The following is a 26,940-nucleotide window of genomic DNA, read 5'->3' as shown; positions in this document are numbered from 1 at the left end:
CAATTAGACTCTTCTACGTTTTGGTGGACGGCATCCGTTGTGCGGAACCGGAGTTACGTCACGGATACTTGTTACTTCAAGACCGCATGCCTGAAGGGCACGGATAGCAGCCTCACGACCTGATCCTGGTCCTTTAACCATTACGTCTACTGTTTTTAATCCATGAATTAAAGCAGCCTTTGTTGCAGTCTCAGCTGCCATCTGTGCTGCATAAGGAGTAGATTTCCTTGAACCTCTAAATCCCAGACCGCCGGCACTTGCCCATGAAAGAGCGTTTCCTTCGTTGTCAGTCAGAGTAACAATTGTGTTGTTAAAAGAAGACTGGATATGTGCCTGTCCGTGTTCAACGTTTTTCTTGACACGACGTTTTGTTGTCGTTTTTTTAGTTGTTTTTGCCATTTTAAAACTAACCTACGCTTTCCTTAATCAATCAAAATTTATAGTTAGGATACTGAATTATTTCTTCTTATTTGCTACTGTTCTCTTCGGACCCTTGCGTGTTCTAGCATTGGTCTTGGTCTTCTGACCACGAACCGGAAGTCCTTTACGATGACGGATTCCTCTGTAGCATCCGATTTCCTGCAGTCTCTTAATGTTCAGGGCGATTTCTCTACGAAGATCACCTTCTACCATCATTGTCTCATCAATGACAGCCTGAAGTCTCTTAACTTCATCATCAGTCAGGTCTCTGACACGTGTGTCAGGATTTACATTTGCCTGAGCAAGGATTTTGTCTGCACTTGGTCTTCCGATACCATAAATATAGGTAAGACCGATTTCGATTCTTTTCTCTCTTGGTAAGTCTACACCAGCTATACGAGCCATGTACTGTTTCCTCCATTTTCTTTACTGAAAGTTCTGCGTCTTCGTACATCACTTGTATCAGATACAAGGTGAAATGGGATGCATCCATACGCACTCTTTCTTAATTCTTAGTTCCTAATTGGGGTGCCTCGGTATAACACCCAGCTGCTTTTGGCGATTCGCAGCCTTTCCGAAATTTGCGGCCAACGGGCCAACGTTGCCTCCGGTATTAGGCAATACATGCTTAGTTCATTATATGTCAGATGATACAACCCATCCGGGTGTTTCACCTGCAGCCGCATTCACAAACAATGGATCAATCAACCCTGACGCTGTTTGTGCTTTGGATTCTCACAGATAATTCTGATAGAACCTTTTCTCTTAATGACCTTGCATTTCTCGCAGATCGGTTTTACAGATGATCTTACTTTCACTGGAAATCCTCCTTCCGTAAAATATAGCATTAAAATCTGCAGTTTAGGGCGCAGTTATACACACGTACAAGCGCGTCCGCATTGTATTGTAGCATTATGGTCTACAAAATGCAAGCAGTTTTTTAAATTTTTTTTACATTTTTCTAATTTTTTTAGTTTCCTGAAGTTTGAAACATTTTTTCTGTGTTCAGTTTCTTCTATAATAGAAGAAACTCCTGTACCATAGAAGCATTTTCTCAGGCACAGGAGTTTTATATTCATTAATCCGAATTTGCTATTAACGAATCTGAATTACTTATCTCGCCAGATGATTCTTCCCTTGGAAAGATCATATGGGGAAAGCTCCATTGTTACTTTGTCTCCTGGAAGAATACGAATAAAGTTCATGCGCAGCTTGCCGCTGATATGAGCAAGTACAACATGTTTGTTTTCAAGTTCCACTTTAAACATTGCGTTTGGCAGCTTCTCTAAAACAGTGCCTTCTACTTCAAGTACATCTACTTTTGACATTTTATACCTCCTGTATCGCCTTAATGATAATGATTAATACTCTGTGAGTGTCAGAATCTCCGGTTCGCCATCTGTAATCAGTATGGTGTTCTCATAATGTGCGGAAAGGGAACCATCCATGGTCACCACTGTCCATTCGTCATCCAGCCAGCATACATCTGCTCTGCCCATATTGATCATGGGCTCTATGGCAAGTGTCATGCCTGGAAGTAATTTCACTCCCCTGCGTTTCTGAGGGAAGTTGGGAATCTGCGGATCTTCGTGAAGATGAGTACCAATCCCATGTCCCACAAGATCTCGTACAATACCATAACGGTATTTCGCCGCATACGCTCCGATTGCCTTGGAAATATCATTGAGATGATTTCCTGCTTTCGCGAATTTTATTCCTTCAAAGAAGCACTGCCTGGTTACATCCATAAGCTGCTTGGCTTCTTTGGAAACTTCTCCGACTGCATAAGTACGGGCCGCATCAGAATGATATCCTTTATAGATCAGTCCTGCATCAATCTTTACCAGATCACCATCCTGGATAATTTTGTCCTCCGAAGGAATTCCGTGGACCACTTCATCATTCAGGCTGATGCAGAAAGAGCCAGGAAAGCCTCCATAATTCAGAAAATTGGGAATGCATCCCATGGAACGGATCATATCTTCGCCGATACGGTCGATCTCCTTGGTACTCATTCCTGGTTTAATATAAGGGATCAGCCCGTCATGGACTTTTTCCAGAAGATGTCCGGATTCCCTCATAAGTTCAATTTCTTGTGCTGTTTTTATTGAAACTGACATTACTTCTTATCCTCTATTCTATTCGCCAAGGATCTTCACAATATCACCAAATACCTCATCCAGGTTCTTGGTGCCATCTACAGTTTTCAGTACGCCCTGACCAGTATAGTAGTCGATAAGCGGCTGAGTCTGCTCATGATATACATTCAGACGCTTCTGTACAGTCTCCGGCTTGTCATCGTCACGAAGCACAAGATCCTCACCGCATGTATCGCAAACCCCCTCTGTCTTCGGAGCTGCAAATACAACGTGGTAGGTTGCACCACATTTTACGCATGCGCGTCTTCCACCCATACGGTTCACGATATTCTCATCCGGAACATCAACATCAATAGCATAATCAATCTTGCTTCCCAGCTTGCTTAAAGCATCGGTAAGGCATTCAGCCTGTGGGATTGTTCTTGGAAAACCGTCCAGAACATAGCCGTTCTTGGCATCCGGCTGCTGGATTCTGTCCACAACAAGGTCGCAGGTAAGTTCATCCGGTACAAGCAGTCCCTGGTCCATATAAGTTTTTGCTTTTTTCCCAAGTTCTGTGCCATTTTTGATATTGGCACGGAAAATATCGCCTGTAGAGATATGGGGAATACCATATTTCTCAGCAATTTTCTTAGCCTGGGTTCCTTTTCCTGCACCTGGTGCACCTAACATGATAATTCTCATAAAAAGCCCTCCATTTTCTCATACTACGAATTAAGGCTGTGACGCATATAAGCACCACAACCTTTATTCTTTTAGTTGTTCAGGAAGCCTTTGTAATTGCGGACAAGCATCTGTGATTCAATCTGTTTCACAGTCTCCAGGATAACTCCAACAATAATGATGATGGAAGTACCACCGAAGGATACGTTTGCACCGAATACTCCATTGAAGAAGAACGGAATAACCGCAACGATAATCAGGCCTACTGCACCTATAAATATAATATAATTTAAGATTTTAGTCAAATAGTCTGACGTTGGTTTTCCTGGACGAATACCAGGAATGAAACCACCCTGCTTTTTGATATTGTCTGCAACTTCCAGCGGGTTGAATGTGATGGAAGTGTAGAAATATGCAAAGAATACGCAAAGTACAATATACAGAAGCAGTCCCCAGCTATACTGTGGCTGACTTGGATTACACCAGTTATTGGATGATAATCCTCGAATAATCTCACTGCCGATGCCGGTTCCATTAGCTTTTCCTGCAAGCTGTGCGATTACGCCTGGGAAAGACATAATTGAGGAAGCAAAGATAACCGGAATAACACCAGCGGTGTTAACTTTCAGCGGTATATTGGTAGTCTGACCACCCATCAGCTTTCTGCCGACCATTTTTCTGGAATACTGAACAGGAATTCTTCTCTCTGCACCGTTAAGGATCAGTACAAATACCACCATGACAACGATTATTGCAACAATGATAACCCCTGCAAGCAGTCCTTTTGCAATTGTTTTTCCTTTGATGAAGTTCTCATAAAGAAGAGATAAGTCACTTGGAACACGGGAAACGATGTTAATGGTCAGGACGATGGAAATACCATTTCCAACACCCTTCTCAGTAATACGCTCACCGATCCACATCAGCATGGCAGAACCAGCTGTGAGGCAAGCAACTACAGTTAAGCCTTTAAAGAAGTTCATGTTCGGGATCAGACCCTGGCGACCAAAACCGATTGCCATTGCCACAGACTCAAACAACGCAAGACCAACAGTTACATAACGGGTAATGGCAGTAATTTTCTTTCTGCCCTCTTCTCCATCTCTCTGCATCTCCTCCAGAGCCGGAATAGCAATTGTGAGAAGCTGCATGATAATGGATGATGTAATGTATGGCGTGATGTTCAATGCAAAGATTGACATCTGGGTAAATGAGCCACCAGTGAACGCATCAAAGAAATTGAATGCGTCACCAGTGTTTTTAGCAAACCACTCTTTAAAGAAATCGCTATCTACTCCCGGAACAGGAAGCTGTGATCCGATACGGATGACAAGAATCATCCATAATACATAGAGGAGTTTACGTCTCATCTCTTTTACTCTGAAAACGTTTTTGAGAGTTTCAAACATTTGATCACCTCTATTAGATCAGCTCTACTGTACCACCTGCAGCTTCGATTTTAGACTTTGCAGTCTCACTTACAGCATTTACTTTAACTGTAAGCTTCTTGGTAAGCTCGCCGTTTCCAAGGATTTTAACGCCGTCACCAGCTTTGGAAATTGCACTGCTTGCAAGTAAGCTCTCAACTGTAACCTCTGCACCATCCTCAAAACGGTTCAGAACATCAACGTTGATTGCAATGATCTCTTTAGAGTTTCTGTTTGTGAATCCTCTCTTAGGCAGACGTCTGTATAAAGGCATCTGTCCACCTTCAAATCCCGGTTTCTTGTGTCCGGAACGTGCTAACTGTCCTTTATGGCCTTTACCGGCTGTTTTGCCGTTTCCAGAACCATGTCCACGGCCTCTTCTGAAGTTATCGCTGTGCTTAGAACCCTCAGCTGGTCTTAAGTTTGATAATTCCATTATGGCACCTCCTTTTTGTAATTATGCTTCTTCTACTTTTACCAGGTGCTGTACCTGCTGAATCATTCCTCTTGTTGCCGCATTGTCTGGCATCTCAACTGTTTTGTGCATTTTGGTAAGACCCATTGCTTTAACAGTAAGTTTGTGCTTCGGAACTGCGCCAATCGGAGATTTTACTAAAGTAACTTTTAATGTATTTGCCATTTTAATATTCCTCCTTAAGCCAGAATCTCATCAACAGATTTTCCACGAAGTTTTGCAACTTCTTCCGGAGTTTTTAACTGTCTTAAGCCTTCGATGGTTGCAAGAACAACATTCTGCTTATTTCTGGATCCCATACATTTTGTACGGATGTTTTTGATACCAGCTAACTCGATAACGGCACGAGCCGGGCCGCCGGCGATAACTCCAGTACCTTCCGGAGCTCTCTTAAGAAGCATGGAAGCGCTTCCGTAAGAACCTACGAAGTCATGTGTAATGGAACCATTCTCATCTCTTGCTACGGTTACTAATTTCTTAATAGCATTCTCTTTTCCTTTGCGGATTGCTTCCGGAATCTCGGCTGCCTTTCCAAGTCCTGCACCAACGTGTCCATTGCCGTCACCTACAACAACTAAAGCTGTGAAACGGAAGTTACGACCACCTTTAACAACCTTGGTAACACGCTTGATTGATACTACTTTATCTTCTAACTCTAACTGACTAGCATCAATAAGATTACGTTTCATGTGTTTCGCTCCTCCTTATTAGAATTTCAGTCCAGCTTCTCTTGCTGCGTCTGCCAGTGCTTTTACTTTACCATGGTAAATGTATCCACCTCTGTCAAAAACAACTTCCTCGATGCCGGCTTCCACTGCCTTCTTACCGATTACAGTGCCAAGATATGCTGCTGCTGCAACATCGTCGGTGTTCTCAAGCTGTGCTTTTACGTCTTTCTGAAGAGTAGAAGCAGATACTAAAGTCTTTCCAACGGTGTCATCGATAATCTGTGCATACATGTGTTTATTGGAACGAAATACTGCAAGACGCGGAGTTGTTGCAGTGCCATTTAAATGATGACGTAATCTTCTATGCTTTTTCTCGCGAATTTCCGCTCTAGATGCTTTATTAACCATTTTCTCACTCTCCTTAATTATTTCTTACCAGTCTTACCAACTTTGCGTCTGATAACCTCAGTATCATACTTAATACCTTTACCCTTGTATGGCTCAGGTCTTCTCTTATCTCTGATCTCAGCTGCAAACTGTCCAACTTTTTCCTTGCTGATACCGGAAACGATAATCTTGTTACCGTCTACTTTGGTCTCAATACCTTCCGGATCTTCCATTTCTACCGGGTGAGAATATCCAAGGTTTAAAGTAAGCTTCTTGCCCTGCTTAGCGGCTCTGTAACCAACACCGTTAACTTCAAGAGTCTTGGTGTATCCTTCGCTTACACCAACAACCATGTTGTGGATAAGGCTTCTTGTTAAGCCGTGAAGGGATTTCATTTTCTTTAAGTCGTTTGGTCTTGCAACAACTACATGACCATCTTCAACTTTGATTTCCATCTCTGTTGGAAGCGCTCTCTCAAGTGTTCCTTTTGGTCCTTTTACGGTTACTACGTTTCCTTCTGCAACAGATACTTCAACTCCTGCCGGAATAGCAACCGGAAGTCTACCGATACGTGACATACTATGTGTCCTCCTTACTTAGATTATCGGAGAGGTTTTCGCAACCTCTCTGTTTTCAGTGTTTCGTCTACTTCTTGAATGTACGGAGCCGAAGCTTACCATACAAATGCAAGAACCTCGCCGCCTACCTGAAGTTTACGAGCTTCTTTATCGGTGATAACACCTTTATTAGTGGAAAGGATTGCGATTCCAAGTCCTCCAAGAACCTTCGGAAGCTCTTCCTTACCAGCATAAACACGAAGACCCGGTTTAGAGATTCTCTTTAAACCTGTGATGATCTTCTCGTTTTTGTCTTCGCCATATTTCAGTGTGATATGGATGTTTTTAACAACACCATCTTCAACTAAATCGTATTTTGCAATGTATCCCTCATCAACAAGGATGTTTGCAATTGCAATTTTCATCTTGGATGCTGGTACATCTACTGTGTCGTGTTTTGCAGTGTTTGCATTACGAATTCTTGTAAGCATGTCTGCGATTGGATCGCTCATTGTCATGTTAGTTTCCTCCTCATATTCAGACTTTACATGTCATAGTATATTTATATAAATTTACGTGTTACCTGTGTAACATCATCCCGTGACTAAACCGGTACTGCACCTTGCGGCTTGTACTCGTTAAGGTTCGGGATGGACTTTGCACGAAATTCATGTTCGCCTTACGGCTTACATTCATTAAGCGACTTTCAGCTTCGGCTTACCAGGAAGCTTTCTTAACTCCCGGGATCTGTCCTTTGTAAGCTAACTCACGGAAGCAGATTCTGCAGATTCCGTATTTTCTTAAATATGCATGTGGACGTCCACAAATTCTGCAACGGCTATATTCTCTTGTGGAAAATTTAGCTGGACGCTGCTGTTTGATTTTCATTGCTGTCTTAGCCATGAATCGTTCCTCCTATATCAGATCTGCTGACCCCGGCAAGGAGCCGGCGGTCAACTTTGGAATGTTCCTCTACTTATTTCGCAAAAGGCATGTTGAACAGCTTCAGTAACTCACGAGCTTCCTCATCAGTATTTGCTGTTGTAACGAAGATAATGTCCATACCTCTTACTTTGTCAACTTTATCGTACTCAACTTCTGGGAAGATAAGCTGCTCTTTGATACCAAGAGCGTAGTTTCCTCTTCCATCGAATGCGTTAGGATTAACGCCACGGAAGTCACGTACACGTGGAAGTGCCAGGTTGATCAGACGATCAGCGAACTCATACATCTTCTCGCCTCTTAATGTTACTTTACATCCGATCGGCATTCCCTCTCTGATTTTGAAGTTAGCAACAGATTTTTTAGCTTTTGTTGCGATAGCTTTCTGTCCTGTGATCAGCTCCATATCAGCAATAGCTGCGTCAAGAAGCTTAGCGTTCTCTTTTGCTTCACCAACACCCATGTTAATTACGATCTTGTCGAGTTTTGGCACTTGCATAACGTTTTTATATCCGAATTTTTTGGTCATGGCATCCATGATCTCATTAGTATAAAGTTCTTTTAATCTACTCACTTATGTCTGCCTCCTCTCTCAATTAATCGATAACCTTACCTGTTGCTTTGGCAACGCGGACTTTTTTGTCACCATCCATCTTAAAGCCAACTCTTGTTGCTTTTCCATCTGCCATAAGCATTACGTTGGAGATGTGAAGCGGAGCTTCTTTTGTGATGATTCCACCATTCTGGTTTGCAGCTGATGGTTTGGTGTGTTTTGTAACCATATTAACGTTCTCTACTAATACGGTATTGTCTTTTACGTTAACGGCAAGGACTTTGCCTTCTTTGCCTTTATCTTTACCAGCGATTACTGTAACAGTATCACCTTTTTTAATCTTCATAGCTGACATTAGGCACCCTCCTATAATACTTCCGGAGCTAAGGAAACGATCTTCATGAATTTTTTCTCACGAAGCTCTCTGGCAACTGGTCCAAAGATACGTGTTCCTCTCGGAGTTAAGTCGTCTTTAATGATTACGGCAGCATTTTCATCGAAACGGATATAGGATCCGTCTTTACGACGAGCGCCTTTTTTGGATCTAACTACAACAGCCTTTACTACGTCACCTTTTTTAACAACGCCGCCTGGTGTTGCATCTTTAACAGTAGCAACGATTGTATCGCCGATGTTTGCATATCTTCTTGTAGAGCCACCCATAACACGGATACAAAGGATTTCTTTTGCACCAGTGTTGTCGGCAACTTTCAGTCTTGTTTCCTGCTGAATCATACTGGTTATCCTCCTTATTTAACTCTCTCTACTACTTCAACCAGTCTCCATCTCTTGTCTTTGGACAGCGGTCTGGTCTCCATAACTTTTACGGTATCACCGATGTTGCACTCATTGTTTTCGTCATGAGCTTTTAATTTATATGTTCTCTTCACGATTTTCTTGTAAAGAGGATGTTTTACATGGTCTTCAATTGCAACTACGATGGTCTTATCCATCTTATTGCTGACAACCTTACCCACGCGGGTTTTTCTCAGATTTCTTTCCACGATTATGTCCTCCTAAATTCACTATTTGGAAGCGTTAGCTTTCGCAGTGATCACTGTCTGGATTCTGGCAATATTTCTGCGAACCTCTTTGATTCGTCCTGTATTGTCTAATTGATTGGTTGCATTCTGAAATCTCAGATTGAAAAGTTCTTTCTTAGCAGCTACTAATTCTTCGTTTAATTCTGCAGCTGATTTTGCCTGTAAATCTTCTACGAATTTATTAATTTTCACTGTTATCACCGCCTTCTAACTCTGCACGAGAAACTATTTTGCATTTACATGGTAACTTGTGCATTGCAAGACGTAATGCCTCACGAGCGATTTCTTCAGAAACGCCTGCGATCTCAAACATAACACGTCCTGGTTTAACAACTGCTACCCAGTATTCCAGGGCACCTTTTCCGGAACCCATACGAGTTTCTGCTGGTTTTGCTGTTACTGGTTTATCTGGGAAAATCTTGATCCAAACCTTACCACCACGTTTGATATAACGGGTCATAGCAACACGGGCTGCCTCGATCTGATTAGATCTGATCCAGCAAGGCTCGGTAGCAACAAGACCGAATTCACCATAATTGATCTGATTACCTCTAAGGGCTTTTCCTCTCATGGAGCCACGGAATTGTTTACGACGTTTAACTCTTTTTGGCATTAACATTATTTATCGCTCCCTTCCTTAGTTCCTTTAGTTGGAAGAATCTCACCATTGTAGATCCATGCCTTTACACCAACTTTGCCATATGTGGTGTCTGCTTCTGCGAAACCATAATCGATGTCTGCACGAAGTGTCTGAAGCGGAATAGTTCCATCGCTGTAGAACTCTGTACGAGCCATATCAGCTCCACCAAGACGTCCGGATACGGATGTTTTGATTCCCTTTGCTCCAGATTTCATTGTACGCTGCATTGTAGATTTCATAGCACGTCTGAAGGAGATACGGTTCTCCAGCTGAAGAGCGATGTTCTCTGCAACAAGCTGAGCGTCTCTGTCTGGTCTCTTAACTTCTTTGATATCAACGATAAGCTTCTTGTCTGTGTATTTAGCAAGTTCAGCTTTAACTTTCTCGATCTCAGCGCCGCCTTTACCGATTACGATACCAGGTTTAGCTGTGTAAATGATAACTTTGACTCTGTCAGATGCTCTCTCGATCTCGATCTTGGAAACACCTGCGCTGTATAATTTCTTTTTGAGGAATGTTCTGATGTTGTAGTCCTCTACCAGATAGTCTGCGAAATCGCTCTCTGCATACCATCTTGAATCCCAATCCTTGATAACACCGACTCTAAGGCCATGTGGGTTAACTTTCTGTCCCATGTTTATCCTCCTTATTTCTCATCCAGCACGATGGTAATATGGCTTGTTCTCTTCTCGATTCTGTAAGCTCTACCCTGTGCTCTTGGCTGGATTCTCTTCATTGTAGGTCCTTTATTTGCATAGCAGGCTGCAACGACGAGATTGTCTGCGTTCATTCCGTTATTGTTCTCAGCGTTAGCAATAGCTGATTCCAGTAACTTTTTGATTACGCTGGAAGCGTATCTTGGGTTGTATGTCAGGATACCAAGTGCTGTCTGCACATCTTTGCCACGGATTGCATCTAAAACGTAGCAGGCTTTCTGAACAGAAATTCTTGCATAAGATAATTTTGCAGACGGTCTTGTCTCTCTATTATTCTCATTTCTGGCTCTCTTAATCTGGCTTCTATGTCCTTTTGCCATTTTAAAGTGCCTCCTTTCGTCATATTCAATATTCAGGTAAACACCTGGGTTGCCCGGACCGCTTCTTGCGATCAGGCAGCCTGGTGAAAAGTACTAACTAACGAACACCGGATTTCTTTTCGTCTTTTCCGTGTCCTCTGTAGGTTCTGGTAGCAACAAACTCACCAAGTTTGTGACCAACCATATCCTCAGTAATATATACCGGCACATGTTTTCTTCCGTCATGGACAGCGATTGTATGTCCAACAAAAGACGGGAAGATTGTGGAACGGCGTGACCAAGTTTTGATTACGGATTTATCATTTGCAGCGTTTAATGCATCTACTTTTTTAAGTAAGCTCTGATCTGCAAAAGGTCCTTTTTTCAGTGAACGAGACATTCTTAATCCTCCTTATTATTTGCTTAAAGCTTTTCCATCGCGTCTTCTTACGATGAGCTTGTTGGACGCTTTGTTTTTCTTTCTTGTCTTCAGACCAAGAGCAGGTTTGCCCCAAGGTGTACACGGACCTGGACGTCCAACCGGAGCGCGGCCCTCTCCACCACCATGTGGATGGTCATTCGGGTTCATAACAGAACCGCGAACTGTAGGTCTGATTCCCATGTGACGCTTACGGCCAGCTTTACCGATGTTGATCAGGTTGTGATCACCATTTCCGATGATACCAACTGTAGCACGGCAGATGATCGGAACCATTCTCATCTCACCAGATGGGAGACGAAGTGTAGCGTATTTGCCTTCTTTAGCCATAAGCTGAGCACCATTACCAGCGGAACGAACCATCTGTCCGCCCTTTCCTGGGTGAAGCTCAATGTTATGAACCATAGTACCAACCGGGATAAGCTCTAACGGTAAGCAGTTACCTACACGGATTTCAGCTTCCGGTCCGTTCATAACTTTCTGTCCAACTTTAAGTCCTTCCGGAGCAAGAATGTATGCTTTCTCGCCATCTGCATAGCAGATAAGTGCGATGTTTGCTGTTCTGTTCGGATCATACTCAACAGATTTAACTACTGCCGGGATTCCATCTTTTCTTCTCTTGAAGTCAATGATTCTATATTTTCTACGGCTTCCGCCTCCCTGATGTCTTACAGTGATCTTACCCTGGTTGTTACGTCCAGCGTTTTTCTTTAAAGACACGGTAAGGGATTTCTCTGGTGTTGCTTTAGTGATCTCAGAGAAGTCGGAACCAGTCATATGTCTTCTAGACGGGGTATATGGGTTATAACTTTTGATTCCCATTTCTTTTCTCCTTTCAAATTTGTTCTCACGCTTTTGAATGCGTATAAACTGCTATCTGTTAATTAAAGACCCTCGAAGATCTCGATGTCTTTGCTGTCCTCTGTAAGGGCTACGATAGCTTTTTTGGATTTAGCAGTTTTTCCAACTACCATTCCGCGGCGTTTTTTCTTACCATCAAGATTCATGGTATTTACGCTTTTAACTTTTGTTCCATCGAACATTTTCTCAACTGCTTCTTTGATCTGAGCTTTGTTTGCTTCCGGATGAACAAGGAAAGTATATTTCTTCTCACCCATAGCAGCCATGGATTTTTCAGTGATCACTGGTCTTTTGATCACGTCGTAATATTTAATATCTGCCATTATGCGTATACCTCCTCGATGGATGCTACAGCGTCTTTAGTTACTACTACAGTACCGTGGCTCATAACATCATATACGTTGATGCCGTTAGCAGCTACAGTCTGTACGTTCTCGATATTTCTTGCAGAAAGGATTACGTTCTTGTCTTCCTGTGCTGTTACAATAAGAGCTTTCTCTGCTTTCAGGTTTGTAAGAACCTTCTGCATTTCTTTTGTCTTTGCATCAGCAAGTGCAAGGCTATCAACAACTACGAATTTATTGTCCTGAACTTTGGAAGTCAGAGCGGATTTAAGAGCTGCTCTTCTTTCTTTTTTGTTCATTTTTACTTCATAATCTCTTGGAGTTGGTGCGAAAATAATTCCGCCGCCTGTCCACTGTGCAGCACGGATGGATCCCTGTCTAGCATGACCGGTTCCTTTCTGTCTCCAAGGTTTTCTTCCGCCACCGCTTACTTCAGAACGAGTTTTCGCTTTCTGAGTACCCTGGCGTTTATTTGCAAGCTGACGAACAACAGCAAGGTGAACAAGATGCTCATTGACTTCAACGCCGAATACTGCATCGTTCAGCTCCATTGTTCCAACTTCATTGCCTTCCATATTATAAACAGTTACGTTTGCCATTTGTGTGCTCCTCCTTTCTTATTATAAGGACTTTACTGTCTCTTTGATTGTAACCAAGGATTTCTTAGGTCCTGGAACAGCACCTTTAACTAACAGTAAGTTATTCTCTGTATCTACGCGTACGATCTCAAGATTCTGAACAGTTACCTGCTCGCTTCCCATATGACCTGGCATGTGTTTTCCTTTGAATACCTTGCTCGGATCAGAACAAGCACCATTGGAACCTGCATGACGATGATATTTGGAACCGTGAGCCATAGGTCCTCTGGACTGTCCATGTCTCTTGATTGCGCCCTGGAAGCCTTTACCTTTTGAAACTGCTGTTGCATCGATGTGATCTCCAGCTGCAAAGATATCAGCTTTAATTTCCTGTCCTACCTCATATTCAGCAGCGTTCTCAAAACGGAATTCTTTAACGAATCTCTTAACTGCAACGCCTGCTTTTGCAAAGTGGCCTGTTTCCGGTTTGTTCACCAGTTTCTCTCTGATGTCGCCGAAGCCAACCTGAACTGCTGTGTATCCGTCGTTCTCATCTGTTTTAACCTGAGTTACGACACATGGACCAGCCTGTAAAACGGTTACCGGAATTAACATTCCATCTTCGTTGAAGATCTGAGTCATTCCGACTTTGGTAGCTAAAATAGCTTTCTTCATCTTTCTTCCTCCTATAGCGGATTGCCCTTTCGGGTAATCATATAATAAATAGCTAAATGCTTATGCATTTACAAGATTAATTATTTTGCCTTCATCTTGATGTCGATATGAACACCAGCAGGCATTTCCAGTCTGGACAGTGCATCAACTGTCTTCTGGGTCGGAGCAATGATATCAATCAGTCTCTTATGTGTTCTCTGCTCAAACTGTTCTCTGGAATCTTTATATTTGTGAACAGCTCTTAAGATTGTAACAACTTCCTTCTTAGTTGGAAGCGGAACCGGTCCGCTAACTGTTGCACCATTCTTCTTAACAGTGTCGATGATCTTTGCAGCAGATGCATCTACTAACTGATGATCGTAAGCTTTTAATGTGATTCTCATTACCTGATTTGCCATAAAAAAAGTCTCCTCCTATTCGTACTCACTATCAGTACGACAAGCGGCGACTGTACACATCTCCGTGTGTGTCCTAAAACATCTTCCTGCTACGGACATTCTTTCACACGTCCCATCCCAAGATGGCTATTGAACTTGTACAGTGACTTGTCGTCAGTTTCCTAACTTGACATTCGCTCCACGGAAAACCCGCCTTAGTCGGCGGCAACCTCGCGCTTCATTGCTATCATGTCACAGCAGATATTAGTATACACAAAGGTTTTAAAAATTGCAAGTGTTTTTTTCAAAAAATCCAGATGTTTTTTTGTATTATTTTAAATACAATCCAGAGTGTGTCTGAAAATGGTTTTATGCAAGATGTGAGTGTGTATATTCCAGTTTTTTCTTTCTTCCTATTATATAGTGCTTCTAATAGCTGTCGGTTACACTCCTGCTGCCGGCAACTATCAATCAGCTTTCATTATTTAACACAGTGGCTCTAAAACCTTACGAAATCATTGTCTTTTCCTTAATATAAAAACGAGAAGAGGCATCATCGAATGCCTCTTCTTTCCTATTATAATAATGAATTAATCTTCATCATCATAGTATTCGTCTTCATCCTCATCTTCGTCAGCAAAGATATCAGAATAATCAAACAAAGTTACCTTGGTTATCTCATCCTTTACAATGTCAGGAGCATCTCCTTCTTTCTTTGCTTTCGCAGCAAGCTGCGCCGGTGAATATCTTGGGATTGCCAGTTTCTTGATCTCAACTGGTTTATCCTCTTCTTCCTCATGAATCTCCGGAGCTGCTTTCTTCTTCAGTGCTGCCTTCTTAGTCTGTGTTGCAGGCTTAGCAGACTTCCTGACTGGTTTGGAGTCTTTTGCAGTAGCTGCTGCTACTTCTTTCTTCAGAAGTTCATGTGCTTCACTTGTAGCACTCTGTACAGCTCTTTGTGGCGCTTCCTCTTCCTCTACATCAAAATCATCTTCATCGATTTCATCCACAAAGCCACCGGTACGGATCTTACGCTTCTCTTTCTTGCTGCGCTTGCCCTGAGCTTTGATTTCACGCTCTTCATCACGGTACTCACGCTCTTTACGCTTTTCTTCTTTCTTCAGCTCTTTACGGCTCTTCACGTATCCTGGTTCTGTATCCTCCGGATAGTCGTCATAATCATCCAGATCTTTTTTCCAGAGTTCTGCGATTACATAAAGAATAATCAGAAACAAAACGGTAAGCCCAAGAACAATCAGACCCTCAATACTCTTGGTAGCTGCCATCAGATATCCGATAAACGGAATTGTTACAACAATTTTCGGAAGGTAGCTTCCAATTGCCACATTAATCGGCTGTCCCTGAGAAACAGTTGGATCCATAGCAGTACCTGTACCATTTGTGACTTCAGCGCTGGCCAGTGTATAACGATACACTGCATTCTCATCATTTACAAGGATCGGTGTACCCAGAGCTGCTTCTTCGGTTTTAACCGGAATTGCATATGTAACAGATCCCATTGCCAGATTTGACTTGACTGTGGAGTCGTCTCTGATTTCAGTCGTCACTCCAAAGAATGGAGGAACCGCTAATGCAACCACACAAAGTATGGTACATATTACAACAAAATGTACTATAAATTTCAAAAACTTAGACATTGGTAACCATCCTCACTTTTTACGGCAGCCTTTACTGGTTGCTCAGATACTGTTCAATACTGCTCATCGCAGCTTCTTCATCTTCACCATTAGCAGAAAGTGTAATCTCCTCACCGGCGTCAAGTCCCAGTGTCATCATACCCATAATACTCTTGGCATTTACTTTCTTCTTGCCTACTTCTACATAAATTTCACTGTTGAACTGACTTGCCACCTGTACCAGCTGTGCAACGGGTCTGGCTTCAAGCCCTGTGGACAGGTGAATGGTGATTGGTTTTTTAATCATAATAACTCCTCCTTGTTTTCCCTCAGGTCATCTGCAAGCAGGCTTAATTTACGAAGCCGGTGATTTACTCCAGACTTTCCAACCTGTGGATTCAACATCAATCCTAGTTCTTTAAGTGTTGCTTCCGGATACTGCAACCGCAATCTGGCGATCTCCTCAAGTCCTTCATTCAGACTCTCCAGGCCCACCTTTTCCTCAAGAAGTCTGATATCCTCGATCTGCTTCACTGCTGCATTAACCGTCTTATTTATGTTAGCAGTCTCACAGTTTACCTTCCGATTCACAGAATTGCGCATCTCTTTCAGGATACGGATATTCTCCAGATCCATAAGAGCAACATTTGCTTCCATAATAGCAAGCATGTCTACGATCTGTGCGCCTTCCTTCACATAGAGTACATAAGACTTCTTACGCAGAACAATCTTGGCATCTATATGAAAGCTGTGAATAATTTCCTGTAGCTGCCCGCTGATCTCCCGGCTGGGACATACAATTTCGAAATGATATCCCTTCTGCGGATCACTGATCGAACCTGCCGAGAGAAAAGCACCGCGTACAAACGCCCTTTTGCAGCAATCCCTCTGATATACAATAGAATTGGATACAAGTGGCATTCCTCCGCTCACTCCCGAAAATTCCAGCTTGGCAGAATCCAGTATTTCCTTTACCAAAACCTGATCAATAATGGAAATACAATAAAGATTTCCCTTTCTGAAACAGTCAATCCGGGAATTTGATACATCTGTCTCTATATTAAATGTTTTTTGCAATAATGTAAAGCCTTTTCTTGAAAGTGCCTCATTTTCTGTCTGGATACGCAGGGATTTTTTCCCATCAGTTCCAGCCTCCAGGCTGCCGCAGAAAGTAAAGATTGCAGCCAGTTCCGCAATCCTGCAGTGTCTTCCGGAGCCGATATGCCTGGAAAGTTCTTCTTTCACCATCCCTGAAAAAGACATTCATCGATCTCCTCTTTCTATTTTTTCAATAGGCGATCTTTATCCACATCTCTGTGCTCCAATCGAAAACCGTATTCACCATTTCTGGCGATCCGGCTATACAACTCTCTTGCAATGGTAACGGAACGGTGCTTGCCCCCTGTGCAGCCAACTGCAATTACAAGGCTTGTTTTACCCTCCTGTGCATACTTAGGAATCAGGAACTCCACCATATCTTCCAGTTTATTTGCAAAAATCCTTGCGGTCTCATTATCCATCACATAATTAAACACGCTCTCATCCATACCGGTAAGGGGACGTAATTCATCCTCATAATATGGATTCGGAAGAAAACGCACATCGAATACCAGGTCTGCATCTGCCGGAATTCCATACTTAAATCCAAAAGACAGAACCGTGACCATCATATTACAGAATTTTTCATTATTTACAAAAATCTTCTCAATTTCCTGGCGCAGCTCCCTTGTAAGAAGGTGACTGGTATCAATAATATAATCAGCTCTCTTACGAAGAAAATCCATTTTCTGGCGTTCCAGACGGATTCCGTCATCTACCCTGCCGTTACTGGCAAGCGGATGGCTGCGTCTGGTTTCCTTATAACGCTTTACCAGCACGGAATCTTCTGCATCCATAAAAAGAATCTCAAAATCATATCCAGCTTCTTTCATATGATCCAGAACCTGTGCCAGTTCTTCCAGAGAGTGACCGCTTCTGGCATCAATACCAAGAGCCGCATTCTGGACTCCTTCTTCATGTACTTCCAGCATCAGGGAAGCAAATTTCTCCACCAATGGAATAGGAAGATTGTCCACACAAAAATAGTGGGCATCCTCCAGCATTTTCAGCACTGTGGATTTTCCAGCACCGGAAACGCCTGTAACAATTACAAATCGCATAATTTATCTCCTGCCGGGCAGAATGTTTAATGTTCATAACCTAACCTGTAACGCAAATTGAACTCATCTGCCTCTTATGTGTCTTAAGTCCATTCCAAAGGACTCTTTATGGATCTAGAATTCTCCCAGAAACTTCACCTCAGGTTCAAGCTTCACACCAAATTTCTCCAGAACAATTCTTTGAACGTCAGACATCAATGTAGTAACATCTTTCGCTGTGGCATTTCCTGTATTGATCACGAAACCGCAATGTTTCTCGGAAACCTGGGCACCGCCTACCTGATAGCCTCGCAATCCGCTGTCCATGATCAGTTTACCTGCAAAATAGCCCTCTGGCCGTTTGAAAGTGCTTCCTGCACTTGGATAAGAAAGCGGCTGCTTGCTGGTTCGCATCCCTGCCAGCTCCTGCATACGGCTGCGAATCTCCTCCTGATCACCTTTTTCAAGAGAAATGACAGCTTCCAGAACAATATAGCCAGCTTCTTTTATCACACTGGTTCGATAACCCATGTGAAGTTCATCTGCCTGCAAGGTCAGGACTCCGCCCTCTGGAGTAAGAACCGTGACTTCTTTCAGAACATCCTTCATTTCTCCGCCATACGCTCCTGCATTCATCACCACAGCGCCGCCTAAGGTTCCCGGAATTCCCCCTGCAAACTCAAAGCCAGTCAGCGATGCCTCTCTTGCAGCTGCAGCAATTCCAGATAAAAGAGCTCCTGCCTGGGCATGGATCCGGCTGTCTTCAACTCTGATCTGTCCAAAGTTTCTATACAGCTGCACTACCACTCCCTGATAGCCCTTGTCGCTTACAAGAAGATTGCTTCCATTTCCAAGAATAAAATATGGAACATTTTTTTCCTTACAAACTGCTATGATTCTCCTAATCTCGTCAGCATTCTCCGGTACCAGAAAGAAATCTGCCGGACCGCCAATTCGGAATGTAGTATGCCTGCTCATAAGCTCCGCTTCCAGTATCCGGTTATCTTCCAGAATTTCCTGGAACCTCTGTTTTAAATTCACATTCACAGATTTACATCCTCTATCTTTCTATACTCAACTTTTCTATCAAATAATATCTGCGCCAATCCTATTCTTTCCATTGCCGCATCGTTTTATTATACTATTTAACTTCACAAATGTACAGAAAAAACGCATATTTTCTAAGATTCTTTCCATACTAAATGTTGTTATGATAGTTGCAAAACAACAAACTTTTCTCAGCGACAGGTCCGTTTCGTGAAAGGAGAATTCACCCATGCTCCAGCAAGTTTTTCTATCCATAGTTGGCTTCTGCTCTGGAATCATCATCGCAGGCGGTGTAGTTGGCCTGCTTATCGGTCTTTCCATCGTTCCCCGCTATGCCGGTATCACTCATACAGGAAAACATATATTGTTATATGAAGATATTACGCTTCTTGGCATTGTATGTGGCAACCTTTTTTTCCTCTATGGCTGGCACATTCCAGGCGGAACCTTTGCTCTGCTCCTTTATGGACTTTTTTCCGGTATCTTTCTGGGCGGATGGATCATGGCACTTGCTGAGATGGCAGATGTTTTCCCCATCTTTTCCAGAAGGATCAAACTGACCAATGGAATCCGATGGGTCGTGATCGCGGTGGCCTTCGGAAAAGCTTTGGGATCTTTGTATTATTTTTATAAACGGTGTTTTCCCTGAATTGCGTAAAAAAATCGACGCAGCTAATTTTCTATAATAAATAAGAAGGAACGTTTTTACCAGACTTTCCTTTTTTATCCTTCTTTGACACCTTGGCGCTTTCTTCTTTATTTTCTCCGGTGATTATCGGACATTCATCTGACAGGCCACGGTACCATTTCCGATAATCTGCAGGAGAACAGCCCATCTCTTTTCGGAAAGTCTCTGAAAAATAGCTTGCTCCTGCAAAACCATTTTCCACTGCAATATCTCCCATGGAAGCAGTCTTCTCCAGAACTGCATCCATACTGTTCCAGATTCTGCATTTCTGCAAATATTCGAATGGAGTCATCTCCATATGTTTCTTAAAGAAACGGCAAAAATCACCAGTGCTTACCTGGCATGCTTCTGCCATAGCAGAAAGAGTCAGTTTCTCGTTACAATGCTCCGTGAGATATCCTGTCATACGATTTAGTTTCAACCGTTCCCTGATCACTGCATTCTTACATTCTGGACGCGGCTGGGCAAATTTCTTATAAAGGCTTCCCCATGCAGTGAACAGCCAGCTCTTCATATCCAGTTCATAGGCCATATCCCTGCCTTCTGCTGTCTGCGCAGCGGCAAGAAGTGCCTGAAGAAGAATGTCTTCATCTGTATCTTCCTCAGCTGATGGCATAAACCTGCAATAAGCGAATGATTCTGCTTCTGCAACCGGTGAAATATATTTATTCTGAAGGCTCTCATCTCCAGCTGCCAGATACTCTCCAGCCACCTCAATTATATAAAAACTGCTGCTTTCCTTCTCACTTCTGACCAGACGATAGGACTGTCCTGCATTGATAAATAAAGCCTCTCCAGCTTCCAGATCTACTTTCTCCTGATTTATCTGACACTGTATTTCTCCTTCTTCTGCCAATAAAAAAGTAAATGCATTCCCACTGATGCATGGCATATGTCCAAATTCCGGCTGAAGCAGTCCCAGCTTATAGATTCTGATCTTATTCTCAGTTTCCTCTGTAAGGAGCTTTACTCCCTTCCCCATAAAATATTTTCCCATAAGTTACCTCTCTTCTTTGGTTTATAATATAAAGCTACTGCTATTCTGTTTACAAGCAATAGCAGCATCTTCCGTAATAACTATAACAATACTATCATAATAGTATAAATTCAGCTAAAAAGAAAGTATATTTTACATATTTTTTCACATAATAATAAAACCCAAAAGGTTACTGTACTCTAAACAAGCAGTTCCATTCATCATGGCTACAGGAGGCATTTATGAACAATTCCATACCAAAAGAAAAGCAGAAACAATACGCCGATTATGTAAAACAGATCACCCCCACCCACAGTCTTCCCATGAACATGGCAAAGGCTTTTCTCACAGGCGGTGCAATCTGTGTCGTTGGGCAGATTATAACAAATTTCGCAAAATCCAGAGGATTAGACCAGGATATGGCCGGTACCTGGTGTTCTGTCACCCTGGTTTTCATCAGTGTTATTCTTACCGGATTTAATATTTATCCAAAGATTGGAAAATTTGGCGGAGCGGGAAGTCTGGTTCCAATCACTGGTTTTGCTAATTCCGTAGCTGCCCCTGCCATTGAATATAAAACGGAGGGTCAGGTCTTTGGAATCGGCTGCAAGATTTTCACCATTGCAGGTCCTGTGATTCTTTACGGAATCATGAGTTCCTGGGTTGCCGGAGTGATCTACTATCTTCTGAAAATAATGGAGGTGATTTCATGAATTCACAGACACCAGCCAGACTTACCGGTTCTGCCAGTATGAGCTTTCAGAATCCGGTTTACGTTGTAAGCTGTGCTTCTGTAGTTGGAAAAAAGGAAGGGGAAGGACCTCTTGGAAGCAAATTCGATCTGGTCTGCGAAGAGCCTATGTTTGGAGAGGATACCTGGGAAGCTGCGGAAAGCACCATGCAAAAAGAAGCAGCCGCATTGGCTCTTGGAAAAGCCGGGCTTACTCCCGGGGATATCCGCATGACCTTCGCAGGTGATCTTCTGGCTCAGACTACCGCCTCTTCCTTTGGAATTGCCGGAATGGGAATCCCATTTTATGGACTTTTCGGTGCATGCTCCACCATAGGGGAATCCCTCTCTCTTGGCGCCATGTCTGCCGCAGCCGGATACGGAGAACATATTCTCTGTGCCACTTCCAGCCATTTTGCCAGTGCAGAAAAAGAATTCCGCTTTCCTCTGGCTTACGGAAACCAGCGTCCTCTCTCAGCCACATGGACTGTTACCGGGAGCGGTGCCTGTGTTCTCTCCGGAACTTTGCCTGTTCCGGAAATCCCGGAAAAGACTGAGTCGCTTATTTCAGAAGAAGGATGTGTCCAAATAACAGGACTTACCACTGGAAGGCTGATTGACTTTGGACTTAAGGATTCTCTGAACATGGGTGGATGCATGGCACCTGCCGCCTGCGATACCATTTACCGGAATTTTTGTGACTTTGGCCGAGCACCTGATGATTACGATGCAATCTTCACCGGAGACCTGGGAGCTGTTGGAAAACGGATCCTACTGGATCTGTTAAATGAAAAAGGATATGATATAGAGTCCATTTATCAGGACTGTGGGCTTTTAATCTTTGATGGTGAAACACAGGATACTCATTCTGGTGGAAGTGGTTGTGGGTGCAGTGCATCTGTGCTGGCTGCCTATATTCTGCCGGAACTGGCAAAAGGAACCTGGAAAAGGGTGCTCTTTGTTCCTACAGGAGCATTGCTTTCCAAAACAAGTTTTAATGAGGGAGATTCCATTCCGGGGATTGCACATGCGGTAGTGTTAGAGCATGTTTCAAAAAAAGATCAAAAGCAGTAAACTAAATAATTGTGCGTACTTCCTGTATAATTGCAATCCTATAAACCGTACTGTATTAATTATAATCTGTCTCTACCAACTATCTTTGTCTGTATCTATGAGGAGATGATTCCATGGACTATTTTAATGCATTCTGGGTAGGTGGCCTGATCTGCGCCCTTGTCCAGATTTTACTTGATAAAACCAAACTTATGCCCGGACGTGTCATGGTTCTTCTGGTATGCACCGGCTCTATTCTTGGCGCCATAGGCATTTATCAGCCTCTGATTGATTTCGCCGGTGCCGGTGCTGCTGTGCCACTACTTGGTTTCGGGAATACACTATGGAAAGGTCTGAAAGAAGCCATCGACACAGATGGTGTCATCGGGCTTTTCACAGGAGGCTTCACCGCCTGCGCAGCTGGTGTCTCTGCAGCCCTGATTTTTTCTTATCTGGCAAGCTGGTTTTTTAAACCGAAAATGAAAGAATAACAACGTACTTTATCCTTGCCTGTAACCAACATTTTTTGCAATGGGAGTGAATTTCATGAGTGACACACTATACATCCAAACCAAAGAAAACGTGGAGGTTCATCACCCCCATGTCTATCTCCAGGACATTGCTAAGCTATCCTGCACCAATTCCAAAATTTTAAATCACCTGCGGGTTCTCCCGGTAGCAAACCTGGATCCGGACAAGACAGGCAGGTATGTGATTTCTGTTATGGATCTTATAAATGATATCCAGCTCAAAGAGCCTGATCTTGCTATTACGCATATTGGCGAACCAAACTTCATCATCACCTATCAGAAGGAAGGAACTGTCAATATTGTTATAAGATGGTGCAAAGTCATATTTGTCTGCCTCGCCACCTTTTTCGGTGCAGGCTTTTCCATTATGACCTTTAACAATGACGTAGACATCCCCGCTCTATTTGAGCAGATCTACACCCAGGTCACCGGACAGCCCACAACCGGCAATACTGTCTTGGAAATCTCCTACTCTCTCGGTATCGGTCTTGGTGTCCTGTTCTTCTTCAACCACTTCGGTAGAATAAAGCTCACCGACGATCCCACACCTATGCAGGTGCAGATGCGTCTGTATGAAGATGACATAAATACCACGATCATTGAAGATATTTCACGAAATAAAGAATGACCGCTCACAGTAAGTTACTGTTCACTCCGTGACCAGTAACACGCTTCGCGATGCACAGAAATCATGCATTCGCATGATTTCGCGCCGCAATTTGCACCAAGCCGTTGCTATTTTTATAAAAAAATGATACTATATCTTTATGTGAATGCTCTCTGTGAACACTTTTCCACAGGGAGCTTATTTTACCAGAAGAGGAGACACATCATGAACAATTACAGAATGGGAACAAAATGTGTTCAGGCCGGATATAAACCGGGAAATGGTGAACCAAGACAGATCCCGATCATTCAGTCAACAACATTCAAATACGACACCAGCGAGGATATGGGAAAACTTTTCGACCTTGAAGCTGAGGGTTATTTCTACTCCCGCCTTCAGAATCCTACCTGCGACCATGTTGCAGCCAAGATTGCTGCAATGGAGGGTGGAACTGCAGCTATGCTCACTTCTTCCGGACAGGCAGCCAATTTCATGGCTCTGTTCAATATCTGTGAGTGCGGAGACCACATTGTGGCTTCTTCTTCCATTTATGGCGGAACCTTCAACTTAATCTCTGTTACCATGGCCAAAATGGGTATCACCGCAACCTTTGTTTCCCCAGATGCTACTGAAGAAGAATTAAACGCAGCTTTCAAGCCAAATACCAAAGTTATGTTCGGCGAAACCATTGCGAATCCGGCACTTACCGTCCTGGATATTGAACTTTTTGCAAAAGTTGCTCACGAACATGGGGTTCCCCTTGTAGTCGATAACACCTTCCCTACACCAGTAAACTGCCGCCCCATCGAATGGGGTGCTGACATTGTTACTCACTCCACCACCAAATACATGGACGGACATGGTGCAGCATTAGGCGGTGCTATAATTGATGGCGGTCACTTTGACTGGATGGCGCACAAAGACCGATATCCAGGACTTTGCACGCCAGATGAGAGCTATCACGGAATTACATATGCTGAGAAATTTGGAAAAGAAGGCGCATTCATCACGAAATGTACCGCTCAGCTTATGCGTGATTTCGGTTCCATGCAGTCCCCGAACAGTGCTTTCATCCTGAATCTCGGACTGGAGTCCTTGCATGTACGCATGCCGAAGCATGTGGAGAATGGACAGGCTGTAGCAGAATTTCTGGAAAGCCATCCGAAGGTAGCTTACGTAAATTACCCTGGACTTCCATCTAATAAATACTATGACAGAGCGAAGAAATATCTGCCAAACGGCGGCTGCGGTGTTGTCTCCTTCGGTCTGAAGGGCGGCCGTGAAGCAGCTTCCACCTTTATGCAGAACTTAAAGCTTGGCGCAATTGAGACTCACGTAGCAGATGCAAGAACCTGCTGCCTGAACCCTGCCACCTCCACCCACAGACAGATGACAGACGAGCAGCTCATTGAAGCTGGCGTACCGGCAGAGCTGATCCGTATCAGTCTTGGTCTTGAGGATAAAGAGGATCTGATCGCGGATATTTCCAATGCGCTGGATGCAATTAAATAATTGCATGCTTTCCACAATAACGGATTGAAATTATAGAGTTTTACACTTTTTATAACTATTCCTACACATAAATCCCCATAACAGACCTTAAATTTGATCTGTTACGGGGATTTTTCTTTTCCTCACTAAAGCATATACCACGTCAATTATTTTCGATGGAGAACTGCCATGTTTTTTTTCCATATTATTGAACTTCGAATAAGCAATAACTTCTCCATCTCCATTTTTACATTTTTACATTTTTACAAATGCTATACCAGAATTTTTTATTGTAATTCCAGGACAGGTATGATACAATTTATCCGGTTAACGGAATGCAGTGCCAGGGGGAGCGCCCTTGTGCTGCGGTCAGAATTTGTGATGACGAAAACCAGATTGCGAGGGAGCCCGTAGGTCCGGGTTGAGAGGATCCCGTCAGGATCGACCGAAACCTGTTCACCTGTTTTTTTGCAGGTGGATTGTCAGCATCTGCTCGAAAGTCATTTTCGATACATGCTGGGAGGCATGTATTTTTATTTACATGAATAATGAGCCCTTCTCACCATGGCATATTTGAGAGTCCATTGCTGTAATCTCTATTCCCAGCTTTGCAGAAAAATTTTTTCAAACATTCTATAGTAAGAAATTGGGCAATTTTCTCGTTATAACCGACTTCCAGCAGAAATAAAGTTACTGCCCATTTTATTCGCAGCGATTCGCTTTGCGTCATATTTCAAATGCGCAGTAACACATTATATGATCAAACAAAAGCATGGAGGTATTTCACTATGAAGAAACACATTGTATCCGCACTTTCCCTGGCATTATGCCTGGGACTTACCGTTGGGAGCACTGTCACTGTTTTTGCAGAGGACACCAAAACCATTGATTCTCTGAAGATTGCATTTTCCCCATATGCAGATTCCGACACCATCACCACTGCTACAGAGCCGCTGGAAGATTTACTGAAGGAAACATTGCTCACCAAGGGGTATGACGTGGAGAACGTGGACATGACAGTAGGTACAAGCTACACCGCTGTTGGCCAGGCTTTAAGTGCAGGAAGCGCAGATATCGGATTTATTTCCGGCGGAAATTACGTACTTTTCTCTGATGACTGTGACGTTCTTCTTACCGCCCTTCGCTATGGAATCAACAAAGATTCTGATGATCCGAAAGATTGGAATGATGGTACAATCGAAGAAAACACCGATGAGATGTCTACCTATTACCGTTCTATTATTCTGGCAGGTCCAAGCGAAAAGGGACAGGCTTTACTGGAAAAGGTAAATAACGGCGAAGAGCTTACCTGGGATGATCTGAACGATGCTACCTGGGCTGTTATGGGACCAACTTCAGCTTCCGGTTATATTTATCCAAGCTTATGGCTGAACGAAAAATATGGAAAGGGAATCAGTGATCTGGCAAATGCGGTAGAATCTGATTCTTATACAACCTCTCTTGCACGTCTGGCTTCCGGACAGGCTGATGTGATGGTTTCTTATGGCCACATCCGTACCAAATACGCACCGGAATGGAAAGAGACCTTCGGAGGTACAGATGATATGGTAAATCAGACTGGTGTGATCGGAGTTACAGATAAGATTTACAATGATATGATTGCCTACAGCAAAACTTCTGAAGTTATGCAGGATGAAGATTTCCGCCAGGCGCTGGGAGATTCCTTTATTGAGATTGCGAATACGGACGAGGGAAAAGATATTATCAGCGTGTTCAGCCAGGTTGGATATGAATGGGGCGATGACTCCAATTACGATGGCGAACGAGAGGCGCAGGAGCTGCTGAAGTCTATGGAATAGACTTCAACTTTTCTGAATAGTTACAAAATATTTTAAACTGCCGGGGCAGATTATTTGCCT

The 26,940-nt window shown here is 43.2% G+C and carries 41 protein-coding genes; 7 read left to right on the top strand and 34 right to left on the bottom strand.

Features of this window, described 5'->3' with window-relative positions; genetic code table 11:
• Positions 1–3 precede the first annotated feature (3 nt).
• The 33 genes from rpsK to murB form a co-directional block, all read right to left on the bottom strand.
• On the bottom strand, positions 4–399 hold the full coding sequence (gene rpsK / locus I2D69_RS04250; RefSeq protein ID WP_148461639.1) for a 30S ribosomal protein S11: 396 nt from the start codon (positions 397–399) through the stop codon (positions 4–6).
• Positions 400–456: 57 nt separating this feature from the next.
• Positions 457–825 carry a 30S ribosomal protein S13 gene (gene rpsM, locus I2D69_RS04245; protein ID WP_117852568.1) on the bottom strand — a complete coding sequence of 123 codons (369 nt, stop codon included), beginning with the start codon at positions 823–825 and terminating at the stop codon, positions 457–459.
• 299 nt (positions 826–1,124) lie between these two features.
• Positions 1,125–1,238, bottom strand: coding sequence for a 50S ribosomal protein L36 (rpmJ, locus tag I2D69_RS04240; protein ID WP_003022746.1), 114 nt, complete (start codon positions 1,236–1,238; stop codon positions 1,125–1,127).
• A gap of 291 nt (positions 1,239–1,529) precedes the next feature.
• Complete coding sequence (gene infA, locus I2D69_RS04235) at positions 1,530–1,748, bottom strand: translation initiation factor IF-1 (protein ID WP_117852566.1); 219 nt, start codon at positions 1,746–1,748, stop codon at positions 1,530–1,532.
• A 33-nt stretch (positions 1,749–1,781) separates the two neighbouring features.
• Positions 1,782–2,540, bottom strand: a complete 759-nt coding sequence (map, locus tag I2D69_RS04230) for a type I methionyl aminopeptidase (RefSeq protein ID WP_118581184.1) — start codon at positions 2,538–2,540, stop codon at positions 1,782–1,784.
• Between the two features lie 18 nt (positions 2,541–2,558).
• Positions 2,559–3,203 carry an adenylate kinase gene (locus I2D69_RS04225; RefSeq protein ID WP_118581187.1) on the bottom strand — a complete coding sequence of 215 codons (645 nt, stop codon included), beginning with the start codon at positions 3,201–3,203 and terminating at the stop codon, positions 2,559–2,561.
• 71 nt (positions 3,204–3,274) lie between these two features.
• Positions 3,275–4,591, bottom strand: coding sequence for a preprotein translocase subunit SecY (gene secY, locus I2D69_RS04220; protein WP_148461640.1), 1,317 nt, complete (start codon positions 4,589–4,591; stop codon positions 3,275–3,277).
• Between the two features lie 13 nt (positions 4,592–4,604).
• Complete coding sequence (gene rplO, locus I2D69_RS04215; protein WP_118581190.1) at positions 4,605–5,045, bottom strand: 50S ribosomal protein L15; 441 nt, start codon at positions 5,043–5,045, stop codon at positions 4,605–4,607.
• Between the two features lie 21 nt (positions 5,046–5,066).
• Positions 5,067–5,249 carry a 50S ribosomal protein L30 gene (rpmD, locus tag I2D69_RS04210; RefSeq protein WP_117852555.1) on the bottom strand — a complete coding sequence of 61 codons (183 nt, stop codon included), beginning with the start codon at positions 5,247–5,249 and terminating at the stop codon, positions 5,067–5,069.
• Positions 5,250–5,263: 14 nt separating this feature from the next.
• A complete protein-coding gene (gene rpsE / locus I2D69_RS04205) occupies positions 5,264–5,773 on the bottom strand; it encodes a 30S ribosomal protein S5 (protein ID WP_195379432.1) in 510 nt (169 codons plus the stop codon).
• Positions 5,774–5,791: 18 nt separating this feature from the next.
• Positions 5,792–6,160 (bottom strand): 50S ribosomal protein L18, encoded by a 369-nt coding sequence (gene rplR / locus I2D69_RS04200; protein WP_118581193.1) that lies wholly within the window; start codon positions 6,158–6,160, stop codon positions 5,792–5,794.
• A gap of 17 nt (positions 6,161–6,177) precedes the next feature.
• A complete protein-coding gene (rplF, locus tag I2D69_RS04195; protein WP_118581196.1) occupies positions 6,178–6,717 on the bottom strand; it encodes a 50S ribosomal protein L6 in 540 nt (179 codons plus the stop codon).
• A gap of 95 nt (positions 6,718–6,812) precedes the next feature.
• Positions 6,813–7,214 carry a 30S ribosomal protein S8 gene (rpsH, locus tag I2D69_RS04190; protein ID WP_148461641.1) on the bottom strand — a complete coding sequence of 134 codons (402 nt, stop codon included), beginning with the start codon at positions 7,212–7,214 and terminating at the stop codon, positions 6,813–6,815.
• A 199-nt stretch (positions 7,215–7,413) separates the two neighbouring features.
• Positions 7,414–7,599, bottom strand: coding sequence for a type Z 30S ribosomal protein S14 (locus I2D69_RS04185; protein ID WP_117852543.1), 186 nt, complete (start codon positions 7,597–7,599; stop codon positions 7,414–7,416).
• 73 nt (positions 7,600–7,672) lie between these two features.
• Positions 7,673–8,212, bottom strand: coding sequence for a 50S ribosomal protein L5 (gene rplE, locus I2D69_RS04180; RefSeq protein WP_118581202.1), 540 nt, complete (start codon positions 8,210–8,212; stop codon positions 7,673–7,675).
• Between the two features lie 22 nt (positions 8,213–8,234).
• Positions 8,235–8,546: a 50S ribosomal protein L24 gene (rplX, locus tag I2D69_RS04175; protein WP_118581205.1), complete on the bottom strand. Its 312-nt coding sequence runs from the start codon at positions 8,544–8,546 to the stop codon at positions 8,235–8,237.
• Between the two features lie 11 nt (positions 8,547–8,557).
• Positions 8,558–8,926, bottom strand: coding sequence for a 50S ribosomal protein L14 (rplN, locus tag I2D69_RS04170; protein WP_022067326.1), 369 nt, complete (start codon positions 8,924–8,926; stop codon positions 8,558–8,560).
• A gap of 14 nt (positions 8,927–8,940) precedes the next feature.
• Positions 8,941–9,198, bottom strand: coding sequence for a 30S ribosomal protein S17 (gene rpsQ / locus I2D69_RS04165; protein WP_117852536.1), 258 nt, complete (start codon positions 9,196–9,198; stop codon positions 8,941–8,943).
• Between the two features lie 18 nt (positions 9,199–9,216).
• Complete coding sequence (gene rpmC, locus I2D69_RS04160; protein WP_118581208.1) at positions 9,217–9,426, bottom strand: 50S ribosomal protein L29; 210 nt, start codon at positions 9,424–9,426, stop codon at positions 9,217–9,219.
• The gene (gene rplP / locus I2D69_RS04155) at positions 9,416–9,853 is read right to left on the bottom strand and encodes a 50S ribosomal protein L16 (protein WP_117852531.1); all 438 of its coding nucleotides are present in this window, start codon (positions 9,851–9,853) and stop codon (positions 9,416–9,418) included. The genes rpmC and rplP overlap by 11 nt, the downstream gene beginning before the upstream one ends.
• Complete coding sequence (gene rpsC / locus I2D69_RS04150) at positions 9,853–10,509, bottom strand: 30S ribosomal protein S3 (protein WP_117852529.1); 657 nt, start codon at positions 10,507–10,509, stop codon at positions 9,853–9,855. Before rpsC ends, rplP begins: the two co-directional genes overlap by 1 nt.
• An 11-nt stretch (positions 10,510–10,520) precedes the next feature.
• Positions 10,521–10,910 carry a 50S ribosomal protein L22 gene (rplV, locus tag I2D69_RS04145; RefSeq protein WP_117852663.1) on the bottom strand — a complete coding sequence of 130 codons (390 nt, stop codon included), beginning with the start codon at positions 10,908–10,910 and terminating at the stop codon, positions 10,521–10,523.
• A 97-nt stretch (positions 10,911–11,007) separates the two neighbouring features.
• A complete protein-coding gene (rpsS, locus tag I2D69_RS04140) occupies positions 11,008–11,289 on the bottom strand; it encodes a 30S ribosomal protein S19 (RefSeq protein ID WP_015526921.1) in 282 nt (93 codons plus the stop codon).
• Positions 11,290–11,304: 15 nt separating this feature from the next.
• Positions 11,305–12,150 (bottom strand): 50S ribosomal protein L2, encoded by an 846-nt coding sequence (rplB, locus tag I2D69_RS04135; RefSeq protein ID WP_118581211.1) that lies wholly within the window; start codon positions 12,148–12,150, stop codon positions 11,305–11,307.
• A 62-nt stretch (positions 12,151–12,212) separates the two neighbouring features.
• Entirely contained in the window at positions 12,213–12,512 is a 300-nt protein-coding gene (gene rplW / locus I2D69_RS04130; protein ID WP_117852524.1) for a 50S ribosomal protein L23, read from the bottom strand.
• Complete coding sequence (gene rplD / locus I2D69_RS04125; protein ID WP_118581214.1) at positions 12,512–13,132, bottom strand: 50S ribosomal protein L4; 621 nt, start codon at positions 13,130–13,132, stop codon at positions 12,512–12,514. Before rplD ends, rplW begins: the two co-directional genes overlap by 1 nt.
• A gap of 21 nt (positions 13,133–13,153) precedes the next feature.
• On the bottom strand, positions 13,154–13,786 hold the full coding sequence (gene rplC, locus I2D69_RS04120) for a 50S ribosomal protein L3 (protein ID WP_117852520.1): 633 nt from the start codon (positions 13,784–13,786) through the stop codon (positions 13,154–13,156).
• Between the two features lie 80 nt (positions 13,787–13,866).
• Positions 13,867–14,184, bottom strand: coding sequence for a 30S ribosomal protein S10 (rpsJ, locus tag I2D69_RS04115; protein WP_117852518.1), 318 nt, complete (start codon positions 14,182–14,184; stop codon positions 13,867–13,869).
• 569 nt (positions 14,185–14,753) lie between these two features.
• The gene (locus tag I2D69_RS04110) at positions 14,754–15,821 is read right to left on the bottom strand and encodes a hypothetical protein (protein WP_148461642.1); all 1,068 of its coding nucleotides are present in this window, start codon (positions 15,819–15,821) and stop codon (positions 14,754–14,756) included.
• A gap of 31 nt (positions 15,822–15,852) precedes the next feature.
• The gene (locus I2D69_RS04105; protein WP_118581220.1) at positions 15,853–16,107 is read right to left on the bottom strand and encodes an HPr family phosphocarrier protein; all 255 of its coding nucleotides are present in this window, start codon (positions 16,105–16,107) and stop codon (positions 15,853–15,855) included.
• Positions 16,104–17,063, bottom strand: coding sequence for a DNA-binding protein WhiA (gene whiA / locus I2D69_RS04100; protein ID WP_148461643.1), 960 nt, complete (start codon positions 17,061–17,063; stop codon positions 16,104–16,106). The genes I2D69_RS04105 and whiA overlap by 4 nt, the downstream gene beginning before the upstream one ends.
• A gap of 17 nt (positions 17,064–17,080) precedes the next feature.
• The gene (gene rapZ / locus I2D69_RS04095; RefSeq protein WP_118581226.1) at positions 17,081–17,959 is read right to left on the bottom strand and encodes an RNase adapter RapZ; all 879 of its coding nucleotides are present in this window, start codon (positions 17,957–17,959) and stop codon (positions 17,081–17,083) included.
• 114 nt (positions 17,960–18,073) lie between these two features.
• Positions 18,074–18,985: a UDP-N-acetylmuramate dehydrogenase gene (murB, locus tag I2D69_RS04090; protein ID WP_148461644.1), complete on the bottom strand. Its 912-nt coding sequence runs from the start codon at positions 18,983–18,985 to the stop codon at positions 18,074–18,076.
• A gap of 229 nt (positions 18,986–19,214) precedes the next feature.
• On the opposite strand from murB, the gene I2D69_RS04085 reads away from it, so the two are divergent.
• Positions 19,215–19,634 (top strand): stage V sporulation protein AB, encoded by a 420-nt coding sequence (locus I2D69_RS04085; protein ID WP_148461645.1) that lies wholly within the window; start codon positions 19,215–19,217, stop codon positions 19,632–19,634.
• Positions 19,635–19,665: 31 nt separating this feature from the next.
• Here I2D69_RS04085 and I2D69_RS04080 read toward each other — a convergent pair whose 3' ends face one another.
• A complete protein-coding gene (locus I2D69_RS04080) occupies positions 19,666–20,670 on the bottom strand; it encodes an AraC family transcriptional regulator (protein ID WP_148461646.1) in 1,005 nt (334 codons plus the stop codon).
• A gap of 221 nt (positions 20,671–20,891) precedes the next feature.
• On the opposite strand from I2D69_RS04080, the gene I2D69_RS04075 reads away from it, so the two are divergent.
• The 6 genes from I2D69_RS04075 to I2D69_RS04050 all read left to right on the top strand — a co-directional run bounded on the left by I2D69_RS04075 (position 20,892) and on the right by I2D69_RS04050 (position 26,880).
• The gene (locus I2D69_RS04075) at positions 20,892–21,362 is read left to right on the top strand and encodes a SpoVA/SpoVAEb family sporulation membrane protein (protein WP_148461647.1); all 471 of its coding nucleotides are present in this window, start codon (positions 20,892–20,894) and stop codon (positions 21,360–21,362) included.
• A complete protein-coding gene (locus I2D69_RS04070; RefSeq protein ID WP_148461648.1) occupies positions 21,359–22,453 on the top strand; it encodes a stage V sporulation protein AD in 1,095 nt (364 codons plus the stop codon). The genes I2D69_RS04075 and I2D69_RS04070 overlap by 4 nt, the downstream gene beginning before the upstream one ends.
• Positions 22,454–22,566: 113 nt before the next feature.
• Entirely contained in the window at positions 22,567–22,923 is a 357-nt protein-coding gene (locus I2D69_RS04065; RefSeq protein WP_118581240.1) for a SpoVA/SpoVAEb family sporulation membrane protein, read from the top strand.
• Between the two features lie 55 nt (positions 22,924–22,978).
• Entirely contained in the window at positions 22,979–23,590 is a 612-nt protein-coding gene (locus I2D69_RS04060) for a stage V sporulation protein AA (RefSeq protein WP_148461649.1), read from the top strand.
• 204 nt (positions 23,591–23,794) lie between these two features.
• Entirely contained in the window at positions 23,795–25,081 is a 1,287-nt protein-coding gene (locus tag I2D69_RS04055; protein WP_148461650.1) for an O-acetylhomoserine aminocarboxypropyltransferase/cysteine synthase family protein, read from the top strand.
• A 767-nt stretch (positions 25,082–25,848) separates the two neighbouring features.
• On the top strand, positions 25,849–26,880 hold the full coding sequence (locus I2D69_RS04050; protein ID WP_148461651.1) for a PhnD/SsuA/transferrin family substrate-binding protein: 1,032 nt from the start codon (positions 25,849–25,851) through the stop codon (positions 26,878–26,880).
• The last annotated feature ends 60 nt before the right edge of the window (positions 26,881–26,940 follow it).

Origin of the sequence: Ruminococcus sp. D54t1_190329_F1 (genome assembly GCF_015551645.1) — a bacterium.
In the GTDB taxonomy this organism is placed as follows: Bacteria; Bacillota; Clostridia; order Lachnospirales; family Lachnospiraceae; genus Blautia_A; species Blautia_A faecis.
This window is presented reverse-complemented; position numbering and strand designations above follow the sequence as displayed.